The sequence below is a fragment of the Robertmurraya siralis genome (assembly GCF_005502275.1).
Taxonomy (GTDB): Bacteria; Bacillota; Bacilli; order Bacillales; family Cytobacillaceae; genus Robertmurraya; species Robertmurraya siralis.
In genome coordinates this window covers 233,911-255,928 of sequence record NZ_SWLZ01000001.1, presented here as the reverse complement: position 1 = coordinate 255,928, position 22,018 = coordinate 233,911, and the positions used below count along the sequence as shown (strand labels likewise).

The window sequence follows — 22,018 nt, the reverse complement described above, 5'->3', positions numbered from 1 at the left end:
TTACCCAATAATAACTCTTTCTTTTGGATAATGATAGTTTGTTTTTTCTTCCTTCCCACCGATCATAAAAAGGAAAGAAAGAAGTCCAATTCGACCGATAAACATTAAGATCATAATAACAATTTTTCCAAATGAGGATAACTCCGATGTGATTCCCATCGAAAAACCGGTTGTACCAAATGCCGAACATATTTCAAACATAAGCTCCATCAAGGAATGATCTTCTGATATGGATAAAGCAACAAGGGAAGTCGTACATAGGGCAAAAGCAAGCATCGTTACGGCTAATGACTTGCGGATGTCATCTTCATGCAACTCTCTGCGAAAAATTTTAATATGGCGATTTCCCTTAGCAAAATGCCATAAATAAAGAATATTTAAAGCAAAAGTTGTCGTTCTAATGCCTCCTCCAACCGAGCTTGGTGAAGCCCCGATAAACATCAAACCACTCATAACGATTAAGGTTGCTTGTGAGAAATTGCTAACATCAATCGTCGCCAGCCCGCCACTTCTTGTTGAAGCAGATTGAAACAGGGCATAGAAAAATGATTTATGCCATGTTTCATTTGCAAAGGCATGACGCCACTCTAACAGTAAAATCACCACTGTTCCAAATACAAGAAGAGCAAGGAATGTTATTGAAGTCAATTTTGTAAATAGGGAAAATCGAAATGCCTGTTGACTTTCCTTTTTTATTAAAAACTGTTTCACTTCAATTAGAACTGGAAAACCAATCGCACCAAGGGTGATTAAAATAATATTAATCAACTGGACAAAATAATCATTTGCGTATGGTTCAAGCGATTGACCAGTGATATCAAATCCACCATTTGTGGTCGCACTGATCGATGCAAAAAGACCATGAAAAAAAGCATCCTGCCAGTTTGAATAATAATTCAGGAAATATATCCCTAAAATAAGTGTTCCAATTAATTCAATCAAAAGGATGATTTTTAAAATATCTTTAATCAAATTAACAAGCCCGGCTAGACTCGTTTGATTTTGGTCGACCATAATCAAACGGCGTTCTTTTAAGCCAATCTTACGTCCAAGCAAGAGCCAAAAAAAAGTTCCTAACGTCATGACCCCTATACCACCAAATTGGAGGATCGCCATTAATACGAAAATTCCAAACACACTATATGTCTCGGAAATATTAATGACCGTTAAACCTGTTACACTGACAGCGCTCACCGCAGTGAATACGGAATCAATGAAAGGAATTTCTACTCCATTCTTATGCACTGCTGGAATCCGCAGCAAGAAAACTGAGACTGTGATCGCCAACGCATAATAACCGACAATTACTTGTGCTGGTGTTCGTTTTTTAAGAAAGCTTTTAACATTTGTCCACATTTTATGTTCCTCTTTGCCTAATTTAGTCCATTTCACTTTTGAATTCGACTAGTTTCATTATCTCATGATCTATTCCCCTATCATAAAGAAATTTGTTCTATATTTAAAGCTTTTACGAAAATTTTGTTTGGTAAATTCAAGGCAGCTTCCACTCCACACTTGTTAAATATTCTCCCCTCATAAACGAAATCGATTATACTTAATGAAAAGGAGGCGAAAATAATGCTCTATAAAGAACTAGCAGATAAGATCGTTTCAGAGGTGCGAAGATTATTAGACGAGGACATTATTGTCGTCGACACAACCGGAATGATTATCGCAAGCACTGATCCAAAAAGAGTAAATTCATTTCATGAAGGGGCGTTAATTGCCTCGCAAAGAAAGGAAAAACTTATTATTTCAGAGGCCGATCAAGCGATCTTAAAAGGAGTGAAAGCCGGGATTAATTTACCCATTTTTTTTCAAGGCAACGTAGTTGGCGTTATCGGTATTACCGGCACACCTGAAGCCATATCTCCTTTTGGTGAAATCATCCGCAAAATGACCGAGCTTCTTATTAGTGAAAGCTATTATACAGAACAGTTTGATTGGCAATCCCGTTCAATGGAGGCGTTTCTTCTTGATTGGCTATATTTAAAAGAATGGAACGAAAATTTCCTGGATAGAGCTCATCTTCTTGATATCGACATGAACATCAATCGCCAAGTAATGATTGCAGAAGTTACGCAGGATCCTTCATTTCTCCACCGTGATGTCTGGTTATCGATTTTATCTTGGCAGGAAAAGGGGCATTTTGAAATCATTTCAAGATGGGGAAATAATCGCATCATTTACCTGCTTACCCCACAAAAACAAAAGCAAGATTACAGTCGAGAAAAAGCGAAGCGTTTTCATCAATTTTTAGTAGATTGTTTGCACACAGATGTTTCTGTCGGGGTCGGATTAGCCGTTTCACCACTGCATATTCAAAATTCCTATCAACAAGCAATTAGAGCTTTAAATGCGTGTAAAACAAAGCGTGAAGTTGTTTTTGATGAAGATCTCGCTTTAGATATGATTCTCGATGAAATCAGTCAGCAAACGAGAGATGATTTCGTTAAGAGAACGATAAAAGCGCTACTGACTGAAGAGGAGCTAATACTTACTTTAAAAAAACTAATTGAGCACCATTTCTCCTTAAAAAATACGGCTGAGGCTTTACATATTCACATTAATACACTCCATTACCGCCTTAAAAAAATCACGGATCTAACGAAATTGAATCCTCGCAATATCGATGATCTATTTGTCCTTTATTTAGCACTTCAATTTTTAGAAAACCAATCATGACAATGCTAAAAACTGGGCAAAACGATCATATAGATATATAGACAAAAATAAGGATATAATATCAATATTTTTTATATAAATATACATAGAAGATTTCCCCTTTATTTTTTATACTTATAGTGAGTAAGTAATATTACGACTATACTGTAAGCGTTTTAAAGGCAAATAAAATGACGGGGGAAATGCATTTATGATTAACGAACAAATAAAGGAAAGGATCATCTCTATTGTAGGTACCGAAAACTTTGATGATAGCAAAGTAGGAAGACTGACTTATTCTTATGATGCAACACCAAATTTTCAGGCCCTCCCCGATGGGGTAGTAAGTCCTAGAAATACTGAGGAAGTTGCTGAGCTTGTGAAAGTTTGTAATGAACATCATATTCCTGTTGTACCACGAGGTGCAGGTTCAAATTTATGCGGCGGTACATGTCCTACTGAAGGTGGATTGGTGTTTCTTTTTAAACACATGAACGAAATTTTAGAAATCGATGAAGAAAATTTAACTGCAACAGTTCAGCCCGGTGTTATCACCCTTGATTTAATCAATGCAGTGGAAGCAAAAGGCCTGTTCTTCCCTCCTGATCCTGGTTCGATGAAAACATCAACAATTGGAGGCAATATAAATGAAAACTCAGGCGGACTACGCGGATTAAAATATGGAGTCACTCGCGATTATGTCATTGCACTTGAAATTGTACTTGCTAACGGGAGCATTATCAGAACTGGTGGAAAACTTGCCAAAGATGTAGCGGGATACGATTTCACCAGATTGTATGTTGGTTCAGAAGGCACTCTGGGAATCGTTACGGAAGCAACTTTAAAGCTTGTCCCGATTCCAGAGACAAAAAAAACAATGCTTGCCTTATATGAAGACCTTGAAGCAGCAGCTACAACCGTTTCGAAAATCATAGCGAATAAAATCATTCCAGCCACTCTTGAATTTTTAGATCAAGCGACACTGAAAGTCGTAGAGGATTATGCAAAAATTGGACTTCCTACGGACGCAAAAGCCGTCTTATTAATCGAACAGGACGGAGCTCCTGAGGTTGTCGAAAGAGACATTAAAAAGATTGCTGATCTTTGTACTGAAGAGAATGCCGTATCGGTGCAAATCGCGAAAACAAAAGCTGAAGCAGAAGCGTTAACAACCGCTCGCAGAGCTGCTCTTTCTGCATTAGCCCGCTTAAAGCCAACGACTATTCTCGAGGATGCGACTGTTCCTCGTTCACAAGTTGCGAACATGGTTAAGGCGATTAATGAAATTGCCGAGAAATATCAATTGAATATTTGTACGTTCGGACACGCAGGAGATGGGAATCTCCACCCTACTGTTCCAACTGATGCTCGTAACAAGGAAGAAATGGAAAGAGTGGAAAAGGCATTTGAAGAAATATTCGAAAAAGCAATCGAACTTGGAGGAACCATTACAGGAGAGCACGGCGTCGGCATTATGAAAGCTCCTTATTTAGAATTAAAACTTGGTCAAGAAGGTATTGCAGCAATGAAGGCGATAAAAACAGCTCTTGATCCAAACAATATTATGAATCCTGGAAAAATATTTGCCAAGGATAGCAGAAAACGTGTGGTGATTGGACAATGACAACTTTGCAAGAACAACAAGTAATCCAAGATCGCTTTAAGGAGCGCATGGATGAAGATGAATTATTAAATTGTATGCGCTGTGGTTTCTGTTTACCTAGTTGCCCCACCTATATTACTTCAGGCTTTAAAGAATCCCATTCACCAAGGGGAAGAATTGCCTTAATGAAAGCGGTTGTTGATGGTTTAATTGAACCAGATGAGGATTTTGAGACCTCTCTAAATCAATGTCTTGGCTGCCGAGCTTGTGAACCAGTTTGTCCATCTGGAGTAAACTACGGTCATTTGCTGGAGGAAGCCCGCGATATTATCAATCAAAATAAAAAGCACTCCTTACCTGTAAGAACAGTCAGAAAAGCGGTTTTTGAAGGACTATTTCCACATCAAAATCGCATGAGAAATTTTACCGGTTTGCTAGGATTTTATCAGCGTTCAGGACTACAAAAGGTTGCTAGAGCCACTGGAATTATGAAGCTTTTTCCTGAAAGCCTAGCAACCATGGAACGTGTCCTACCGAAAGTGCCTACGATGAAAGAAATGAAAAACCGTCCACGTTTTTTACCTGCCGAGGCACCTGAGACGAAAAAAGTTGCCTTTTTTACGGGCTGTTTAATGGACACGATGTTTCTTGAAACCAATAATGCAACAATGAAGCTATTGCAGCTAGCTGGCTGTGAAATCATCATCCCGGAGAGTCAAAATTGCTGCGGTGCTTTGCATGGACACAGTGGTGAAAAGAATGGTTCGAAGGAACTTGCCAAAAAGAACATTCAAGCATTTGAAGATTTGGATGTTGATTATATTATTACAAACGCAGGTGGCTGTGGAGCATTTTTAGTTGATTATGATCATCTTTTAAAAGACGATCCAGCATGGAAAGAGCGCGCATTAGCTTTTAAAAATAAAATCAAAGATATTACGGAAATTCTTTTTGAAGTACGCTTCCATGAGAAAGTTAAATTAGAGCTCCCTTTTCAAATTGTGACCTATCAGGATTCCTGTCACTTACGCAATGTAATGAAAACAGCAGCAGCACCGAGAGCACTTTTACAAGCGATCGAGGGCATTGAGTTTAAAGAGATGAAGGATGCTGATCGTTGCTGCGGTTCCGCCGGAATTTATAATATTGTTGAATCCGAAATGTCGATGCAAATTCTTGATTACAAAATGGAGCAGACAAAGGCAACACATGCGTCCACCGTCGTAACGGCAAATCCAGGTTGTCTGCTACAAATGAAGCTTGGTATTGAAAGGGAAGGCTTAAATGAGAAAATGCGTGCTGTCCATATTGTTGATTTATTAATGGAGGCTGTAAAATAATCACAGATATTATCCAAAAGGAACTGAAAATCTTCAGTTCCTTTTTTGTCTCGTTTAGGATTTTTGACAAATTTACCACTCATGGATTTGATTCCATTTCGAATACTATTTTTACAAGGAGTTTTTATCCCTTGTTTTAAAAAATAAAGGAGTTGAGAAAAATGGCAAGAAGCAGCAACAAATTATTAGTTCCTGGAATTGAACAATATTTGGACCAGGTTAAGTATGAAATCGCGCAAGAATTTGGCGTTAATCTTGGCTCTGACACCGTATCAAGAGCCAACGGATCTGTTGGAGGAGAAATTACAAAAAGACTTGTAAAGCAAGCGCAGTCTCAACTTTCTGGTCAACAAAAGTAAGTACTTATAAAATGGAAATAAGTCCGACAAATTTTGTCGGACTCATTTTTAATTCAACGGTAGTGCCTATCATTGATAAATTGTTTTTGGTTATTGTTTTTCTGATTATTATGCTTTTTATTCTTATTTTGGTGGTTATTTTGATTATTGTTCTTTTTATTCTTATTTTGATTATTATGCTTTTTATTATTTTTGTGCTGGCTTTTGCTGTTCTTCATCTGTTGATGCTGTTGATTATTTTTATGCAACTTGCTCTTTTCACTCTTGCCATTTTCTTTGTACTGTCTTTTATGAGCAGAATTACCTTTTTCCTTTTGTTTTTCCTTAACTTGCTTATATCCATTCTCATTTTGTTTTTTTGTTTCTTTATTTATCACTTTTTGCTCTTTAGTTTTTTTAATTTCCTCTCCATTTCTAGTCGGAGTTTTTGAGTTTGATCGATTTCCTTTTAGCTCTTTTTTAAATTCTTTTTTCGGTTTTTTTCTTTGATTCATCTCTTTAGTCGTCGTTTTTTTCTGTTCTGAAATTAATTTCCCCGGCGTAACTCCATTTTCAATCGCCTGATCCCGTTCTTTAACAGTAGCCTCATAAGAAGTGACTTTTGCATGTTCTTCTGAAATTGTTTTTTCTAAATCACTAATGGTCTTTTCAATTTCTTGATCAGCCTCTTGTTTAGATTCAGCAATATGAACTGTACTAATGACAATCTCCTGCTCTTTTTTTAAATAGCCCTTGCTTTTAATTGTATTTAAAATACTGTCTGCCACCTCATGAATGCCTTTAAGCTTCCAGTCTCCCAATTCTTCGATGATCTTCTTGCCCTCTTCATTATAAGGAATCAGTTCAATTACCTTTAAATTTTTATTAAAGCCAAGCTCTATGCTCGGATTCACATCAATGCTCATATATGCATATACTTGATTTTGATTTAACGGAAAAAAGGCAAAGAGCAAAAATAAACAAGCGATTGCCAATGCTACAACGGATTTTCTTTTTAACCTTTGCCAAAAAGCAAAAGGTGAGCTTTTTTCTTCCTCAAGAACAGGGATCGGGATTTCGTCACCTATGTCATGATGCACTCCATCGCTTGAAACTTTTAAAAATTCACCATCAGGGGTTAGCAATGTTAAAAAACGTCCATCTTTATCCATAATAATACCCGTTTTCACGTTTCCAACACCCCTTTTATATAATCTCTTAAATATAAGTAATCCCCGAGCAATATTAAGGAAATCGCTATAATGTATTTACGGTTTCTTTCAATTGTTTTTCTGCTTACCTTAACGGTTTCTTCAAGTTGCTTAATCGGCAGTTTCTTTTTTTCAAGCAAATATTGTTTAAGTTCTGCTTGTTCTACTAGCGTTTGCGCCACTTTCATGGCATTTTTTCTAGCATCAGCATGCTTTGGCGAATTTTTTACAAGTTCATCAAAAGAGAGATCGTATTGTTGTAAGATGCCGGCAAACTGAATAATTTCACTTTTTCGATATTCTGCTTCCATTTTTCTATGAAATTCATCAATAGATAGTTGAGCCTCTATCGATGAATGCTGACTGTCTTCTTCGAATTCATCATTTATTTCAAGACTTATATTTTTATATTTTGCCTGCGAACGAATATAATCAATCACTTTTCGCTTAATTAATATATCAGCAAAGCTCAAAAGAGATCTTCCTTTGGAAGGGTCATATTTTTGGATAGCTTCATTAAATGCTATTAATCCAATACTAAATTCATCATCCGTTTCTGTAATATACCGCTTACAAATAGATGATACTGATTTTGCAACAAAGGGTTTATATGTTTCGATCAATTCATTTTCTAAACTATGATCACCCTGCTGAATGGATTGTACAATTTCTTCTAGTGATTGCTTTTTCTTTTTTGCCATGAATATTAAGCCAAACAACAGTCTCACCCCTCTTTGATCACATATAATATATTACGCTATGACGATCTATTTTTTAAGGGTAAGAATTTGGAAATTTATTCTGTGATTTTTGGGTAAGAGATTTATCATTGTTGGCTTTTTATCAAAAATTAATACTATTAATTATCGTTTTTCCCCCTCTAAAATTTGAGTGGCCACTGTTAATATAAAGATACGGAGAGTCTATTCATATTTATGGGGGTTAATTTTCTGCAGGTATTGTATATGTCGGTGTTGCCATTTTGTTCATGTCTTTTCAGCATCACTTAAAAGGCGTGGGAAGCCTTGGTTTAACCCCCAGTGAACTACATATTTTAGAAAAATATCACTTAGCAAAAAAAGCCTTTCTGTAAAAAAGAAGACCCTTTCTGATCTTTTTTAATCGTCGCCAGGAGGGAGCAAGAACTCCCCTTTGCACTTTCATTCTAGCCCTAAAGACAGTGACTGATTGCTCCTTCTCGAGTATTGGAATAGATATTAACTCCTCTTTGAATAATGAAAAGATCTGAGCCCAGTATTCTGGACTCAGATCTAAGAATTTGCTTAAATTAGGTTTGATCTTTTAGAGACAGTTCAAATTTTCTAAGGATGGTATAGCACTTTCAATCGCCTTGAATTCATAATATCAGCTCTATTAACGCCCTTCCTTTTGGTCATTTTTTTCATCCTTTTGTTCATCTTTGCCACTCTCATGAACGAGCTTTAACAGTTCTTCCAGCATTGAGGCCATATCCGCTTTACTGTATTTTCCCGAATCTGTACTCGGATACTGTTCTTCCCCTTCTGTCATCTCTTCTTCCATTTCAACTCTTTTTTCTAACAAATAGGCCGGAATTAAGTGACCTTCAGGTGTAGCATACATTTTATTTAATCTTCTTGTTTCCTTATCGAAAAAGCTATAAACAATCGGGATAATAAATAGGGTCAGCAAAGTACTGCTAATAAGCCCACCGATAACAACAATTCCCATCGGCTGCATAATTTCTGCACCTTCTCCAATCCCAATCGCCAATGGAATTAACCCTAAAATCGTTGTTACCGCCGTCATCAGTATCGGCCTCACCCGATCTTTTACAGCGACGATGATAGCCTCATAGGTTTTTAGCCCTTTTTCCTTCTTCTGATTAATATAATCTACAATCACGATAGCATTATTAACAACAATTCCAGCAAGCACAATAATGCCGATCATCGCTGTTAGTCCAATCGGAGTTTCTGTTAATATCAAAGCGATGGCAACACCAATAACCATTAATGGTACAGTAAATAATATAACTAATGGATATTTTAATGACTCAAACTGAGCCGCCATGACAATGTAAATTAATACAATCGCTAAAGCAAGTGCCATAAATAAATCATCCATTGTTGATTCTAATAAATCTCTGTCACCGCTGTATACAATTTCTGTTTCTCCATCTAAATCAAGATCAGCAATTTTCTGATCAACCTCTTTGGACATATCTCCTAGATTCGTCGTATTTTTATATTTTACCGTAAACTGGACAGCATTTTGTTGGTTGATTCTTTGAATATGAACCGGTCCTTTTCCTCTTTCAATTGTGACAACCTGATCCAGTGTAATATATTGACCATCTGGCTTTTTGATTAAAAGACCTTCTAGTTGCTCTAAATCCTGAGTGATTTCTGAATCATATTCAACAAAGACACCATAAATATCCCCTGTCTCATCAACCATTTGCGTAGCTTGGCTGCCCCGTGTCACATCATTGACAATCATGGCAATTTGAGCGGGGAGCAAGCCTTCATCAAAAGCTTTTTCCCGGTCAACTGTCAGCTTTATTTCTTCAAGTTCCTCCATTCTGTCTGTTGTTAGCTCGGTTACATCATCTAATCCTGCAAGAGCATCATAAATACGTTCAACCGACTCATTCAAGCGCCCTTCATCTAAATCTCTTACACTGAAAGTCAGCGTATTTGGACTAGAGCCAGTGGAAGATTGAAGCTTAAAGGAAATTTCCGCTGTATCATTGAGCGAATGTGCCGTTCTTTCTACATCTCTTTTGATCTCATCAACAAAATCAAAAGTCGAAATCTCACGCTCTTCTAAATCCTTCATTTTTACATAAAGTTCTGCCATATTAGCATTTTTAGTTCCTCTGAAAGCTCCTTCTTGTGTAGTTCCAATTAAACTGACGTAGGTCTCAACCTCATCGTGAGCAACGAATTTTTCTTCAATTGCACCGATCACTTTTTCTGTTTCAGTTAGTGCTGCTCCATTTTCTAATTCCACTCGAACCGTGAAATACCCTTCGTCTGTACTCGGAATAAACTGTGTTCCCACCGTTGTTAAGCCGTAGCCGCCAACACCTAAAATGAGTAGGCTGACAAGCAGAACGACAGCACGATGACGCAATGCCCATTTTATCGACTTTTCCAACCATTTCATTGAAGATGAATGCTGCCTTTTTTCTTCTACATTATATTTTGGCTCTTTTAGCCATCTGCTTGCCAGCATTGGAACAACCGTTAACGCAACAACTAATGACGCGAACAAACTAAATGATATCGTCAAAGCAAATTCTGTAAACAATTCACCGATAATCCCAGTGATAAATATAACTGGTAAAAATACTGATATCGTCGTTAAAGTAGAAGCGATAATCGCCGGACCGACTTCCTTTGCCCCATCTCTTGCTGCCTCTTTCGGCTCCTTGCCCATCGATAAATGGCGGTATATATTTTCTATTACAACAATTGCGTTATCCACAAGCATTCCGATTCCTAATGCAAGACCACCTAAAGTCATAATATTTAAGGTGAAATGAGAAAAATACATAAGTACAAATGTGACAATCACAGAGTAAGGAATCGCCACTCCAATAATTAACGGGCTTTTCACACTTCGCAAAAAGAAAAACAGCACAATCATGGCTAATATGCCGCCCATGATCAATGTCATCGTTATATTATTAATCGCCAGTTGAATATAATCACCTTGGTCAAAGAGAACATCTGATTCAATACCTTCAAACCTTTCCCTTTCAAGGAGTTTACCTAACTCTTCTGTAAAACTTTTCGAAACAGCCGCCGTATTGGCGTCCGATTGCTGCATGACACTTAACAAAACAGAAGGCTTCTCATTCGTTCTTGTTATTGTTCGATCATCTGCATTGACAATTTCAACGCTGCTTACTTGAGATAGAGCAACCTTTTCACCATTTTGTCGATTCACCGTCACGGTAAGATTCTTTAACGTGTCAACTGAATCTAAAGAGCTGATAATTCTAGTTGTTAGTTCTTTCCCTTCGGTTAAAAGCGTGTCTCCTGGCATTGAGATGTCATTAGAGCGGATTACATCGACGATATCCGCCTGACTTAGGCCATGCTCCTTCAATTTTTCCTGATCGAGCTCCACCCTTACCTCTTTAACAGTCGTACCAGAAAGGTTTACACTCGCTACTCCTTCAACTTTTGAAAGTTCCAGTTGAAGCTGGTCAGCCAATTCTCGCAAGCTCTCTTGATCTGTATCAGAGCTAAGTGAAAGCTGTATAACTGGAAGCTGTGACGGATCAAACTTCATAAACCGAGGTTTTCCAACATCTTCTGGAAGAACAGCACGATCCAATCTTTCGATAACGTCACTTTGAACGTCATCAATATTAGAAGTCCACGAAAATTCCAGCAAAATTAAATTATTCCCTTCCTGAGACGTAGACATCATCGTCTTTATTCCAGGAAGTGTTGCTAATGTTCGCTCAAGGGGTCTCGTTACCTTCTCCATGACCTCTTCTGGGCTTGCCCCTTCATAGGAAGTCACAACAACACCAATTGGAGGATTAATATCAGGAATCAGCTTTAATGGAATATTCGATAATGATACTGCTCCAAGAATAATGACTAGAAGCATTGTTACAAGTGTAAAAACTGGACGTTTAATCGAAAAATTACTAATTTTCAATGACAAAGCCCCTCTCGTAATCAAAACTAAATATGGTAAGAAAAAGCTAATAATAAGGACGAAAGCTACATCTTACTATATAGAAGTCATTTTTTGGATGCAAGTGAAGAGAAATCTTTGAATTCCATAACGCTGTGACAGCAATTGCCCTTCATAATGCGAGGATGAATCAAATCGTTTTCCTTCGCGTTCTTCGCTATCCAAATGCTAAATGTTCTTGTACTAAAGAAAACTTGCAGTTTAATCACCTTCACTTGGCTTATTCAGAGGCTGTAAAAATTCAAGTTTGTAATGGGATCTGAAGTTTGTAAACGTTGGCACTTTGTGAGGGACTGGTTACACTCTTTTAATGTATAATCCACAGTTCATTTCTAAACCATAAAAAAACAGCCGATTATGTGTCGTTAGCTCCACTCGAACACAAATCAGCTGTTTTCTAATCATTCCCTTACAATCGTTAATCCTGTAAATCCGTAGAATAGTGTTATCACAGGACATAGCAAGCAAAAGAATGCAAAAGGCAAGTATTCTATTGTAGGCACCTCGAGCACAGTTGTTAAAAAGATTCCACAAACCCCCCATGGAACGAGTGGATTAATAACCGTCCCTGCATCCTCCAGCACTCTTGATAAATTTTTCAAGTGTAATCCAGCTTCCCTAAATGGCTTTATAAATGCATTTCCAGTTAAAAGAATCGATAAATATTGCTCACCAACCAAGAAGTTTATTCCGACAGCAGTTGTCACGGTTGTCGCATAAAGAGTCGGTAATTTGTAAAGCAGCTTGGACATGCCATTTAATAAAGCCGGGATAACACCTAGCTTAAACAAGAGGCCACCCAGTGCTAATGCGAGAAGCACTAGCGAAATCGAAAATAACATGCTTTCAATCCCGCCTCTACTTAATAATCGATCAATTTCTTCAACTCCACTGTCAATCGTATAACCTGAAAACAACAATTCCAGCATTCCTTTAAAATTCAAATCTTTCTGTATTAAGAAAGCGAGAAGCAAAGAAGAAACAATTCCAGATAATAAGGTAATCATTGCTGACGTCCGCTTGATCGCTAAAAAAGCGAGAATGAAAAATGGCAGGAGTGAATAAATGTGAACGAGATTAAGGTGCTGCAACGTTTCTTTTAGACTGATTATTTCCTCAAAACTAACCGGCATTTCCTTTGGCGATAGAATTGTAAATAGAACCAATGAAATGACAAAAGCGGGAATGGTTGTCCACAGCATATTTTTAATATGTTCAAATAAGTCTACCTTTACAACCACTGATGCAAGATTAGTAGTATCAGACAACGGAGACATTTTATCACCGAAAAATGCACCAGATATTACAGCGCCTGCAGTAATCGGTAATGATAGCTCCAACGCACTGCTTACACCAATAAATGCCACTCCAAGTGTTGCAGCTGTAGTTAAGGAGCTTCCGATACTTATTCCAATAACCGCTGTCACGATAAAGACTAAACTATAGAAAAAATGTCCACTTACTAATTCTAAAGCTAAAAAGATGAAAGTTGGGATCGTCCCACTCACCATCCAGCTACTGATAAGCATACCAATAAAGAAAAAGAGCATAACTGCGCCTAAACCTGATTTTGCCCCTTCTATCATACCATTTTCTAATTCTTTCAGCGGTACCTTTTTCACAATCCCAAAGAACAGCAAAAGAAATATTGCGAGAACAATGGGGATGTGGGGATCTGCATTGTAGCGAATGATCGAAACGCTTATTCCAACTAAAACTATAGCGATAATAATAAACGCTTCTAGCGTTTTTAATTGTATAATCGGCTTTCCCTGATTCATTTTTTATCCTCCAAATTCATTCACTGGAAAGTTCATTTTCGCACTTAAACGCTTTTTAGCACTAAAGTATATATTGCTATTTTAATATATGTTTTTTCATTATCCTTGTCAATGATCATTAAATTATTTTTTTACATCATCGTTCAGTGCGATAAGCAAATTGAACTTGGTTTTCTGTTTCATTAAACAATTTTACGCAGGGTTGTTGCTCTATGTGGACAAAGGTACTGCTTTTCTTCCTTGTTCCAGCTTGAATCGAAGCTTTATTCGGACTAAACTAACTTTGCGCTTCTTCCTACCGGTTCAATCAAGGCTCTATTCGGATTTTACTCTCTCTTCATTTCCTCCTTCCGGTCCTATCATCCCGTTTTCAAATTTAAGACTCTACCCAGATCCCAAAAAAAACGACTCTATAGAAGAGTCGTTTTAGACTGTCGACAAAATCCATCGAAAGGGCTCCCTATCGATGGATTTTGTCATTTTTGGATTGGAATTGCGCTAAAAACGTTGATTTCCTCTCCAGACGCTTGCTTTCCGGGGGGCGTGCGCCGAGCCTCCTCCTCGCGGATGCTCGTGCGGGGTCTCGGCTGTCACGCTATTCCCCCAGGAGTCAAGCGCCTTCCGCTCCAATCAACGAGTTTGGCACTCACTCAAGCAGGTTGCCAAGTCCAAGTGGCCATTTTCTTTAAGTTCATGGCAGCAAACGTAAGCATCGCCTGCATAGATTTGTTTTTAAGACCTCGTCAGGTTGTCCATCGCACACCATGCTTTTCCTTCGCATCCGCAAAGGCACGTTCAATCGTCTCCTTGCGTTTCGCGTATATCTGTTTGATTTCATCGTTGTGACGTAGATGTTCTGCCTCTTCTATGTAAGCTTCCCAAATATGACGCAGTATAAGTTTTTGATGGTTTTTACTTTCCGTACACTGGGATAGAAACGGACATTCTGCACAAATGGATGAATTTGATTTATATTGCCGATATCCTTCTTTGTCGTCGTGTACTTGAAGACCTGCACTTGCAGGCAGAGATAACAATCATCATACTCATCATACACATAATCATGCTTTCGGAAGAAACCATCTTTTGTTTTTGGACGAGTGTAAGAAAGGACAGGGAACATTTGATTCTCTAATAGAAAGTTCGCAATCGCTGGGGTTTTATAAGCTGCATCAGCAGCTACTGCAAGTGATAATTGTGCTCTATCATTTGATTGATTTCTCCTCATCATTGTAAGTCACCTTAAAAATTTCTTTATTCTATATTCAAAAAGATAAAGTGGATTGGAGCGGAGGGTGGCGACTCCTGCGGGAAAAGCGGGAAAGTCGAACCTTGGACTGAGCGTAGCGAGGGAAGCGGCTCGGCCCCGCCCACGGAAAGCGCCACCCGGAGTGGAAATTAACCTACGTTATTTAATTAATTCTATTTTAAAAGAAAAAAGAGTGTAGACAAACTCGAAAATCTTCGAGTTTATCTACACTCTGAAACGACTCTATAGAAGAGTCGTTTTAGAAGTTCTGCAAAATGAGCCGGGAACACTTAGCTCGAGGTCATTTTGTCACGTTAAAAAATGCAAAAATGGTGACAGAAACTAAGCTACCTCGCCCTTTTCTCCTTGTTGATGAGTTGAACAGGGTTAAGAAGCACTCTTTCCCATCTATAAAACATATTTTTGCTTGAAGCATAGGCGGTGTTATTGATAATCATCCATTGGATTATATAATTTAATCTCAGGATTTTTATCTTGGAACCACCTTAAAGCAAAGTCATTTTCGAATAGGAAAGCTTTTTTTCCATAGCGATCATTGACTAGAATACTTCTGGCAGCGGATAAACTTTCATTGACCTCGTCATTTTCGACCCAACGGGTAATTTTTGACCCTAATCGCTCCATAATCACTTCAACATTATATTCATTTTTCATACGGTGCTCAAATACCTCAAATTGAAGCTGTCCAACTGCCCCTAATAAGTACTCTTCCGTTCGGACATTTCGGAACAACTGAATTGCACCTTCCTGCACAAGCTGTTCAATTCCTTTATGAAAGTGCTTCTGTTTCATAACGTTTTTTGCAGTCACTCTTACAAATAGTTCTGGTGTAAACTGCGGTAATTTTTCATACTGAAATTGATTTTTTCCAACTGTTAACGTATCGCCAATTTGATAAGTACCCGAATCGTATAGCCCAATAATATCACCGCTAACTGCTTCATCAACTGTGCTTCTGTCATCAGCCATAAATTGCGTAGATTGAGCAAGCTTCGTTTGTTTTCCTAATCTTGGGATATTAACCGTCATCCCTCGTTCAAATTTTCCTGAACAAATTCTCAGGAACGCGATTCTATCCCTATGTGCAGGATTCATATTGGCTTGTATCTTAAAAATAAATCCGGAAAATTCCTCCGTTAATGGATCAATTTTACCTTCTGTTGATTTTCTTGCCTGAGGCGACGGTGCAAATTGTAGATAAGTTTCTAAAAAAGTTTGCACCCCGAAATTTGTAAGAGCACTTCCGAAAAACACAGGAGTCAGTTCCCCTGTCTCTATCCTTTCTCGGGAAAACTCATTCCCAGCTTCATTCAAAAGCATTATTTCTTCAAGAGTTTGATCATATAATCCTGAATCCTTGAGCGGATGAGGTCCGTCAATTTCGCCCTTATCATTCAGTGCAACATATTTATTCTCCTCGTCGACGCGAAATTGTTCAATTCGGTTGTAAAAGCGATCATAAATTCCAAGAAATTCTTTCCCCATACCGATTGGCCAATTCATCGGGTATGACTCAATCCCCATCACTTCCTCAAGCTCAGCAAGAAGTTCAAGCGGTGCTCTTCCTTCACGATCAAGCTTATTAATAAAAGTGAAAATAGGGATTCCGCGCATGCGACAAACCTTAAAAAGCTTCAGCGTCTGTTCCTCAATTCCTTTGGCCGAATCGATAATCATAACCGCACTGTCAACAGCCGTTAATGTACGATACGTGTCTTCGCTAAAGTCTTGGTGTCCTGGTGTATCAAGTATGTTGACGCGACGATTTTGATACTCAAACTGCATCACACTGGAAGTAACAGAGATTCCCCGCTGCTTTTCGATCTCCATCCAATCGCTTGTTGCAAACTTCCCTGTTTTCTTTCCTTTTACGGTACCAGCATCACGAATTGCACCGCCAAATAACAAAAGCTTTTCAGTTAACGTCGTTTTCCCTGCATCCGGGTGAGAGATGATCGCAAAGGTCCGACGGGATAAAACATCTTCTTTAAAATCTTTAGCCATAAGTAATTGTGTCCTTTCCATCAAACAGCATGTAATATTTTTGCGCTATCGTGTATGAATCTGATATTTGGCTCCCTTTCGCTCAAATTCAATGAAAGCTCACTATCCCAACATTTAGCTATTGTACGAAATTAGCCAAAAACGAGTTATTACCCGTATTGTTTAACATAGCCAATATTTTAAAACAAACATTCATTTTATCGTATTCATCTGCAACGATATATTATATCAAATAGTTGCTTTTTTACATAGTCCTAATCCAATATAATAAGTACAAATCATAATCAAGCAGGTGAGCAAATGGATTCGGTTACACACACATTATTTGGACTAGCATTATACGGAACAATTGATAAATCAACATTTGATTCTAAAACAAAGAAGGCTTATTTTACAACTGCTGTTGGAGCAAGTTTGATTCCTGACATTGATGTCATTTCGCAACTTTGGGATACAGACGGCCTATATCAAATGTGGCATAGGGGCATTACCCATTCCATTTTCTTAACGCCCATTTGGGCACTTTTATTTTACCTTTTAGCCATTTTACTATTTAAGGTGAAAGATAAACGACTTTTTTTCCTTGGTTTATTAGCTGTATTTATCCATAATACAAGCGATCTTTTTAATGCATGGGGAACGGGATACTTAGAACCTTTTTCCTCAATCCGAATCACCTTCGGAACCATTCCAATTGTCGATCTCATTTTCTGGATCATTTTAGCAGTCGCATTTTTACTATCACGAAAGAACAAGAAGCTTTCCCCATTTTACTTTCGAGCTGCTTGGGGGTTTATCATACTCCATCTTGTTATTCAGACAGCACAAGGGGCCCTTATTTATAAAAATTATCAAGCGGACTATGAGCAAATTGCCTTATCAGCTGATTTTGTTCCTTGGAATTTTACTGTCATTACGAAAACAGGAGACGAGGTTATGCTTTTCCACGATAATCTTTTTAAAGAAAAGGAACTTCTCTATACATTAAAATCTTCTGAGGACGCAGATTTAGAAGAACTTTTTGTTGAAAAACCAGAAGCAAAAACACTCGTTGAATGGTCTCCATTCGTTGTCATTGTAGAAGACGAGGAACGGATCGGCGTTTATGATCCGCGTTTTTATCGAAATGGCCAGTCCTTTTTGTTTGAGTACTTGGAAATGAGATAATACTGGAAGAAGATAATCCAACACATCATTGTGGTCTCAAATAAGGAGCTACCAAATGTTATTCTCAAAATTTTCTGGTGGACGAATCTTAAAAACAGGGATTTCTGTCTTTTTGACAGCTTTGATCTGCTTAGCACTGGAATGGCCAGCGATATTTGCTGTTATAACGGCCATTGTAACTATAGAACCAACTGCATCTGATTCAATCAAAAAAGGAATTGTTCGCTTTCCTGCATCGGTAATTGGAGCTGCCTATTCCATGTTTTTCACCGCATGGTTCGGGAATTCCGCCATCACCTACTCCCTTTCTGCCATGCTGACAATTTTCACCTGCCATAAACTAAAGCTTGACGCAGGAATACTTGTTGCAACATTGACCGCTGTCAATATGATCCCTTTTACTGACGCTCAATTTTTTGATAACTTTCTTGTTAGATTAGGAACGACATCGATCGGACTAGCGATTTCAACCGTTGTTAATTTATTGATTTTACCGCCGCACTATGGAAAATTTATCGTTGATTCTACCGCCGAATTGTTGGCTAACAGTGCTATACTGCTCAAAATGGTTTTTATTGATGTTTCAAAAGGAAAAAAGAAAAAAGGCACGCTCGATCTCTTTCATCGCGTTCTAAAGGATCTGGAAAAAGCGGAACAATTTTGTCATTTCCAACGGCAGGAATGGAAGTATCATAAACACAGCGAAAGGGAAATGCAAAAGGTTCATTATGAACATAAAAAAATACTCGTAATAAGACAAATCCTCTTTCATCTTGGCAATATCATTCATGCTCCAATAAATAACAGCAATAATAACCTTAAGAACGGAAAAGAGATAATAGCTGTTGTTAATTCCCTTGCTTTAATGTTAGCTGACAGGGGCAATGACAAATCGCCGGATCATGATGCATTGATCGCCAATCTTTTGCAATATTTTTGGGATTTAAAAAACGAAAAAATAATGTCCTGCCATTTCACGGCTGAAACAACGGTTTTATATGAGGTTCTTGTTTTAAACGATCTAGTGGAAAAACTTCACGAAATCGAATTAACGAAAAAGTAAAAACAAAAAGAGCTTCCTACTCATAAAACTCATCTTTTAATGTAACATTTGAGGATACGAATAATTAACGCACCCTTTAAAAAGTTCTGATTGACCGATTTTACTAGCCAGCATTGCTCCGAATTCAGTTTTTCTTTACTGGCTTGTAGAATTATTAACGCTCATCCACCTCTCAAAAAACGTTTTGCCAAAAAGCTGTATTAACACTTCCTTGCAAAGGGTTGCTGCAATTAGAGTAAACTTAAAAAGACTCGATCGATAAAATCCCTTCCCCTATCCGGCTTTCTATTTGGGATGATGATATCCCCATTAGTCTATCAAAGCAATAATTGCAGACAATGACGGAAGAAAAAAAGAAGGCGGAATTTCCTCCACCTTCTTTTTTCCCTCTTACCACTTAAAGCACGCTGCTCCAACAATAATCAATAGGATGAATAAAACTACAATTAAAGCGAAGCCACCACCATAGCCGGCACCTAAACCGCCGTAACCGTAGCCACCGTAACCACATCCGTATGGCATTCAATCTCCTCCTTTAATGTTCGTTTATTCATTAATAAAATCCGCCGTAACCCCAAGAAGCACCGATGATAATCAATAAAATAAACAGTACTACTAATAGGGCAAAACCGCCGCCATACCCGTATTCAGCTGACATATTTTAGACCTCCTTATTGTGAGTCAATATATCCTATTCACTTCGATAAAATATGGGAATAGACAAACGCACATTTTTTAGGTAAATACATCACAAAAATAGGGCATTTTTCTCGAAATATTAGTGACCAACTGCCTTAAACCAGAACCAAAGTGCAGAGTGAGCTACTGCAGCACAATTAAAATACCGACATATCGCAATTTTTTCCCATAAAAAACACAGACTGCAACTCAGTCTGTGTCCTTTTTTTTCCTAGGAATATAATCAAAAATCTCTTTAGATTCAAAGCTGTTAACTAAACGCTGAAGCCAATCATAATATTCTAATGCGTAGTCTAGTTTAGCTAACATCTTTTCTGCCTCTAATCGAACCTCGTCATCGAGGTTGTCGCAATTTAAAAGTTCAAATAATTCTTTTTTCGACTTTTCAATCGCATTTATGTTGGCCGAGACGCCTGCACGCCACTTTATTGTAAAAAGGTCACTAAAGGTTTGATACCAATCCATTTCGGCGCGATATAAATCCTTTCGTTCTCCTCGCTTCCAAACCTTTTCCACCATCTTTAATTCCATTAATCCCCTTACAGATGTACTCATGCTTGTTTTACTCATTCCAAGCTCATCTTTCATCGCATCCAACGTCATGGGTTCTTCCTGAAAGTAAAGGGAACCATAAAGTCTGCCGACAGATTCGGTTACTCCGTACAAATTAATATTTTGAGCGATCGCATCGATTACTCTCTCTCGTGCTCTTTCAAGTTGTTCATTACCACTCAATTTTCTTCACATCCATTTATTGCGTTACTGATAGACTATCATGTTTAAATTAAAAGTTAAAGTGTTTACTTATCTTGATATATGGTTAATTCCTATGTAGACCTGAAATAGCAATACACGCTATTTCAGGAGTTTTTCCGTTAGTCATTAATAGAAGCCACCGTAGAAAGGATATGGTGGATAATACGGATAGTATGGCGGACTAATCAAAGCACCTGCTGCTAACCCACCAAGAAAACCTAACTGAAATCCAAAACCAAAGCCGAATGGTCTAAAGCCAAATGGTCTAAAACCAAATGGCCTAAAGCCGAACGGTCTTATTATTCGAAGGTCATGATTAGAAGAATGGCTCATATCGGGCACTTGATACACGTCATATTCCTCCCCTAATTAATAAAATGTGGTCCCATTTATAGACTATTCAAATGCATCATAAAACAGCTAGGTAATTGCCCCATTTTCATGAGATTCTTTTCTTACATTAATTAGCAAAAAACTAAGTCAAAGCTTTTTACTGTAGAGTATTTTTATACACGAAACTTTTCACAAGGTAAAGAACTGATTTAATAACTAAATTGGGATAAATAAAGAAAATCAAGGCGACTATATTGTGAAAGTAAATAGGCAGACTTCTGGGCATTAGGTTTTCTTAATGTATTTAGAGCTCTTATCATCTCTTCCTTCGACTTTATCCCTATTCCATGTCCAAAGTATTGATCATCTCCGAAATAAACGGTATTTTCACCAATCCATACCGGATATAAATAATCTGGATTATGAAAATATAATACATCTCCTGGAATAAAGTCTGTACCTACTTTTGTAATAATGCGTAAATCTTCATCATAGCTCCAATCCCATACTAATAAATTAGGAAAAATTCGATTAAATGCTTCAAGATTAATGGAGTTCAAAACAGCATAGTAATAGATGACAACAATAGCCGTTGAGCATTCGAAGGAATATTCCTGGCCGTTTTGAAAAATGTCCTCAATCGCTTGAGATGGGAGGACAAACGGATTAAGCAAATATCCTCCTTGCGTTTTTGTCCAATAACGAGGATTAAACTTTGAGTCCTGGAACACTTTAAATTCAACCGAACTGTGGGCAAGTTTATTAGCTGCTTCAATGATGTTTTTGCGAAGCAGCAGTTCAAAGCGGAGGTGTTTCCATGACTGATATTGATGCGGAAATTCACTTTTCAATAACGCATCATATATATTTTTTTCTAAATCACTTAAATTTGTCGGGGGTGGGCTTTGTAATTTTGCCCCCATCATGATAATCATCTATAGTTACACTCCAATCTTCTGTCATTAGAAAATTTGAGCACATGATAAAACAAACCTTCACTCCCATTATAATCACCATCATGACCCAAATTAGGAATTCTACTATAGAGTATGCGACCTACAGTAAAGGGTTTTAGGCTCTAATTATAA

Annotated in this window: 17 protein-coding genes and 2 pseudogenes; 6 read left to right on the top strand and 13 right to left on the bottom strand. The window is 37.8% G+C overall.

From position 1 onward, the window contains the following. Window positions 1-1,356, bottom strand: coding sequence for a TrkH family potassium uptake protein (locus tag FCJ93_RS01190; RefSeq protein WP_137742766.1), 1,356 nt, complete (start codon window positions 1,354-1,356; stop codon window positions 1-3). Between the two features lie 222 nt (window positions 1,357-1,578). Here FCJ93_RS01190 and FCJ93_RS01185 point away from each other — a divergent pair, with 222 nt between their 5' ends. The 4 genes from FCJ93_RS01185 to FCJ93_RS01170 all read left to right on the top strand — a co-directional run bounded on the left by FCJ93_RS01185 (window position 1,579) and on the right by FCJ93_RS01170 (window position 5,966). Then, a complete protein-coding gene (locus tag FCJ93_RS01185) occupies window positions 1,579-2,685 on the top strand; it encodes a CdaR family transcriptional regulator (RefSeq protein WP_137742765.1) in 1,107 nt (368 codons plus the stop codon). Window positions 2,686-2,875: 190 nt separating this feature from the next. Beyond that, entirely contained in the window at window positions 2,876-4,288 is a 1,413-nt protein-coding gene (gene glcD, locus FCJ93_RS01180) for a glycolate oxidase subunit GlcD (protein WP_137742764.1), read from the top strand. After that, window positions 4,285-5,607 (top strand): (Fe-S)-binding protein, encoded by a 1,323-nt coding sequence (locus tag FCJ93_RS01175; RefSeq protein WP_137742763.1) that lies wholly within the window; start codon window positions 4,285-4,287, stop codon window positions 5,605-5,607. Before glcD ends, FCJ93_RS01175 begins: the two co-directional genes overlap by 4 nt. Before the next feature lie 161 nt (window positions 5,608-5,768). Beyond that, entirely contained in the window at window positions 5,769-5,966 is a 198-nt protein-coding gene (locus tag FCJ93_RS01170; RefSeq protein WP_095313626.1) for an alpha/beta-type small acid-soluble spore protein, read from the top strand. Between the two features lie 53 nt (window positions 5,967-6,019). On the opposite strand, the gene FCJ93_RS01165 is transcribed toward FCJ93_RS01170, so the two are convergent. The 7 genes and pseudogenes from FCJ93_RS01165 to FCJ93_RS01140 all read right to left on the bottom strand — a co-directional run bounded on the left by FCJ93_RS01165 (window position 6,020) and on the right by FCJ93_RS01140 (window position 16,912). Beyond that, complete coding sequence (locus FCJ93_RS01165; RefSeq protein ID WP_235879383.1) at window positions 6,020-6,871, bottom strand: anti-sigma-I factor RsgI family protein; 852 nt, start codon at window positions 6,869-6,871, stop codon at window positions 6,020-6,022. Between the two features lie 156 nt (window positions 6,872-7,027). Next, window positions 7,028-7,135, bottom strand: a pseudogene (locus FCJ93_RS25840) (anti-sigma factor domain-containing protein); the annotation flags it as partial. Continuing rightward, on the bottom strand, window positions 7,132-7,884 hold the full coding sequence (gene sigI / locus FCJ93_RS01160) for an RNA polymerase sigma factor SigI (protein ID WP_235879382.1): 753 nt from the start codon (window positions 7,882-7,884) through the stop codon (window positions 7,132-7,134). The pseudogene FCJ93_RS25840 and the gene sigI, both read right to left, overlap by 4 nt. A 646-nt stretch (window positions 7,885-8,530) precedes the next feature. Beyond that, window positions 8,531-11,818, bottom strand: a complete 3,288-nt coding sequence (locus FCJ93_RS01155; protein ID WP_137742762.1) for an efflux RND transporter permease subunit — start codon at window positions 11,816-11,818, stop codon at window positions 8,531-8,533. 440 nt (window positions 11,819-12,258) lie between these two features. After that, a complete protein-coding gene (gene nhaC, locus FCJ93_RS01150; RefSeq protein WP_095313635.1) occupies window positions 12,259-13,638 on the bottom strand; it encodes a Na+/H+ antiporter NhaC in 1,380 nt (459 codons plus the stop codon). Window positions 13,639-14,288: 650 nt separating this feature from the next. Then, window positions 14,289-14,836: pseudogene (locus FCJ93_RS01145) on the bottom strand (transposase); the annotation flags it as partial. Between the two features lie 495 nt (window positions 14,837-15,331). Next, window positions 15,332-16,912, bottom strand: coding sequence for a peptide chain release factor 3 (locus FCJ93_RS01140; RefSeq protein WP_095310896.1), 1,581 nt, complete (start codon window positions 16,910-16,912; stop codon window positions 15,332-15,334). Window positions 16,913-17,212: 300 nt separating this feature from the next. Between FCJ93_RS01140 and FCJ93_RS01135 the strand changes: the two genes are divergently transcribed. Together FCJ93_RS01135 and FCJ93_RS01130 are read left to right on the top strand one after the other, a co-directional pair. Then, window positions 17,213-18,079, top strand: coding sequence for a metal-dependent hydrolase (locus tag FCJ93_RS01135; protein WP_137742761.1), 867 nt, complete (start codon window positions 17,213-17,215; stop codon window positions 18,077-18,079). Window positions 18,080-18,134: 55 nt separating this feature from the next. Further along, window positions 18,135-19,142, top strand: a complete 1,008-nt coding sequence (locus FCJ93_RS01130) for an FUSC family protein (RefSeq protein ID WP_137742760.1) — start codon at window positions 18,135-18,137, stop codon at window positions 19,140-19,142. Window positions 19,143-19,532: 390 nt separating this feature from the next. Here the strand turns inward: FCJ93_RS01130 and FCJ93_RS01125 are convergent, their stop codons facing one another. The 5 genes from FCJ93_RS01125 to FCJ93_RS01105 all read right to left on the bottom strand — a co-directional run bounded on the left by FCJ93_RS01125 (window position 19,533) and on the right by FCJ93_RS01105 (window position 21,865). Beyond that, on the bottom strand, window positions 19,533-19,664 hold the full coding sequence (locus tag FCJ93_RS01125) for a YjcZ family sporulation protein (protein ID WP_095310902.1): 132 nt from the start codon (window positions 19,662-19,664) through the stop codon (window positions 19,533-19,535). Window positions 19,665-19,695: 31 nt separating this feature from the next. Beyond that, window positions 19,696-19,800 (bottom strand): YjcZ family sporulation protein, encoded by a 105-nt coding sequence (locus FCJ93_RS01120; protein ID WP_019153049.1) that lies wholly within the window; start codon window positions 19,798-19,800, stop codon window positions 19,696-19,698. A gap of 230 nt (window positions 19,801-20,030) precedes the next feature. Continuing rightward, window positions 20,031-20,576 carry a GbsR/MarR family transcriptional regulator gene (locus tag FCJ93_RS01115; protein ID WP_095310904.1) on the bottom strand — a complete coding sequence of 182 codons (546 nt, stop codon included), beginning with the start codon at window positions 20,574-20,576 and terminating at the stop codon, window positions 20,031-20,033. Window positions 20,577-20,723: 147 nt separating this feature from the next. Further along, entirely contained in the window at window positions 20,724-20,948 is a 225-nt protein-coding gene (locus FCJ93_RS01110; protein ID WP_408014786.1) for a hypothetical protein, read from the bottom strand. Window positions 20,949-21,139: 191 nt separating this feature from the next. After that, a complete protein-coding gene (locus FCJ93_RS01105; RefSeq protein ID WP_137742759.1) occupies window positions 21,140-21,865 on the bottom strand; it encodes a protein-glutamine gamma-glutamyltransferase in 726 nt (241 codons plus the stop codon). Window positions 21,866-22,018 lie beyond the last annotated feature (153 nt).

Excerpts from the sequence above, each read along its gene's own strand:
- FCJ93_RS01190 (WP_137742766.1), bottom strand. The coding sequence starts at position 1,356 with ATGTGGACAAATGTTAAAAGCTTTCTTAAAAAACGAACACCAGCACAA.
- FCJ93_RS01185 (WP_137742765.1), top strand. The coding sequence starts at position 1,579 with ATGCTCTATAAAGAACTAGCAGATAAGATCGTTTCAGAGGTGCGAAGA.
- glcD (WP_137742764.1), top strand. The coding sequence starts at position 2,876 with ATGATTAACGAACAAATAAAGGAAAGGATCATCTCTATTGTAGGTACC.
- FCJ93_RS01175 (WP_137742763.1), top strand. The coding sequence starts at position 4,285 with ATGACAACTTTGCAAGAACAACAAGTAATCCAAGATCGCTTTAAGGAG.
- FCJ93_RS01170 (WP_095313626.1), top strand. The coding sequence starts at position 5,769 with ATGGCAAGAAGCAGCAACAAATTATTAGTTCCTGGAATTGAACAATAT.
- FCJ93_RS01165 (WP_235879383.1), bottom strand. The coding sequence starts at position 6,871 with ATGAGCATTGATGTGAATCCGAGCATAGAGCTTGGCTTTAATAAAAAT.
- nhaC (WP_095313635.1), bottom strand. The coding sequence starts at position 13,638 with ATGAATCAGGGAAAGCCGATTATACAATTAAAAACGCTAGAAGCGTTT.
- FCJ93_RS01140 (WP_095310896.1), bottom strand. The coding sequence starts at position 16,912 with ATGGCTAAAGATTTTAAAGAAGATGTTTTATCCCGTCGGACCTTTGCG.
- FCJ93_RS01135 (WP_137742761.1), top strand. The coding sequence starts at position 17,213 with ATGGATTCGGTTACACACACATTATTTGGACTAGCATTATACGGAACA.
- FCJ93_RS01130 (WP_137742760.1), top strand. The coding sequence starts at position 18,135 with ATGTTATTCTCAAAATTTTCTGGTGGACGAATCTTAAAAACAGGGATT.
- FCJ93_RS01125 (WP_095310902.1), bottom strand. The coding sequence starts at position 19,664 with ATGCCATACGGATGTGGTTACGGTGGCTACGGTTACGGCGGTTTAGGT.
- FCJ93_RS01120 (WP_019153049.1), bottom strand. The coding sequence starts at position 19,800 with ATGTCAGCTGAATACGGGTATGGCGGCGGTTTTGCCCTATTAGTAGTA.
- FCJ93_RS01105 (WP_137742759.1), bottom strand. The coding sequence starts at position 21,865 with ATGATTATCATGATGGGGGCAAAATTACAAAGCCCACCCCCGACAAAT.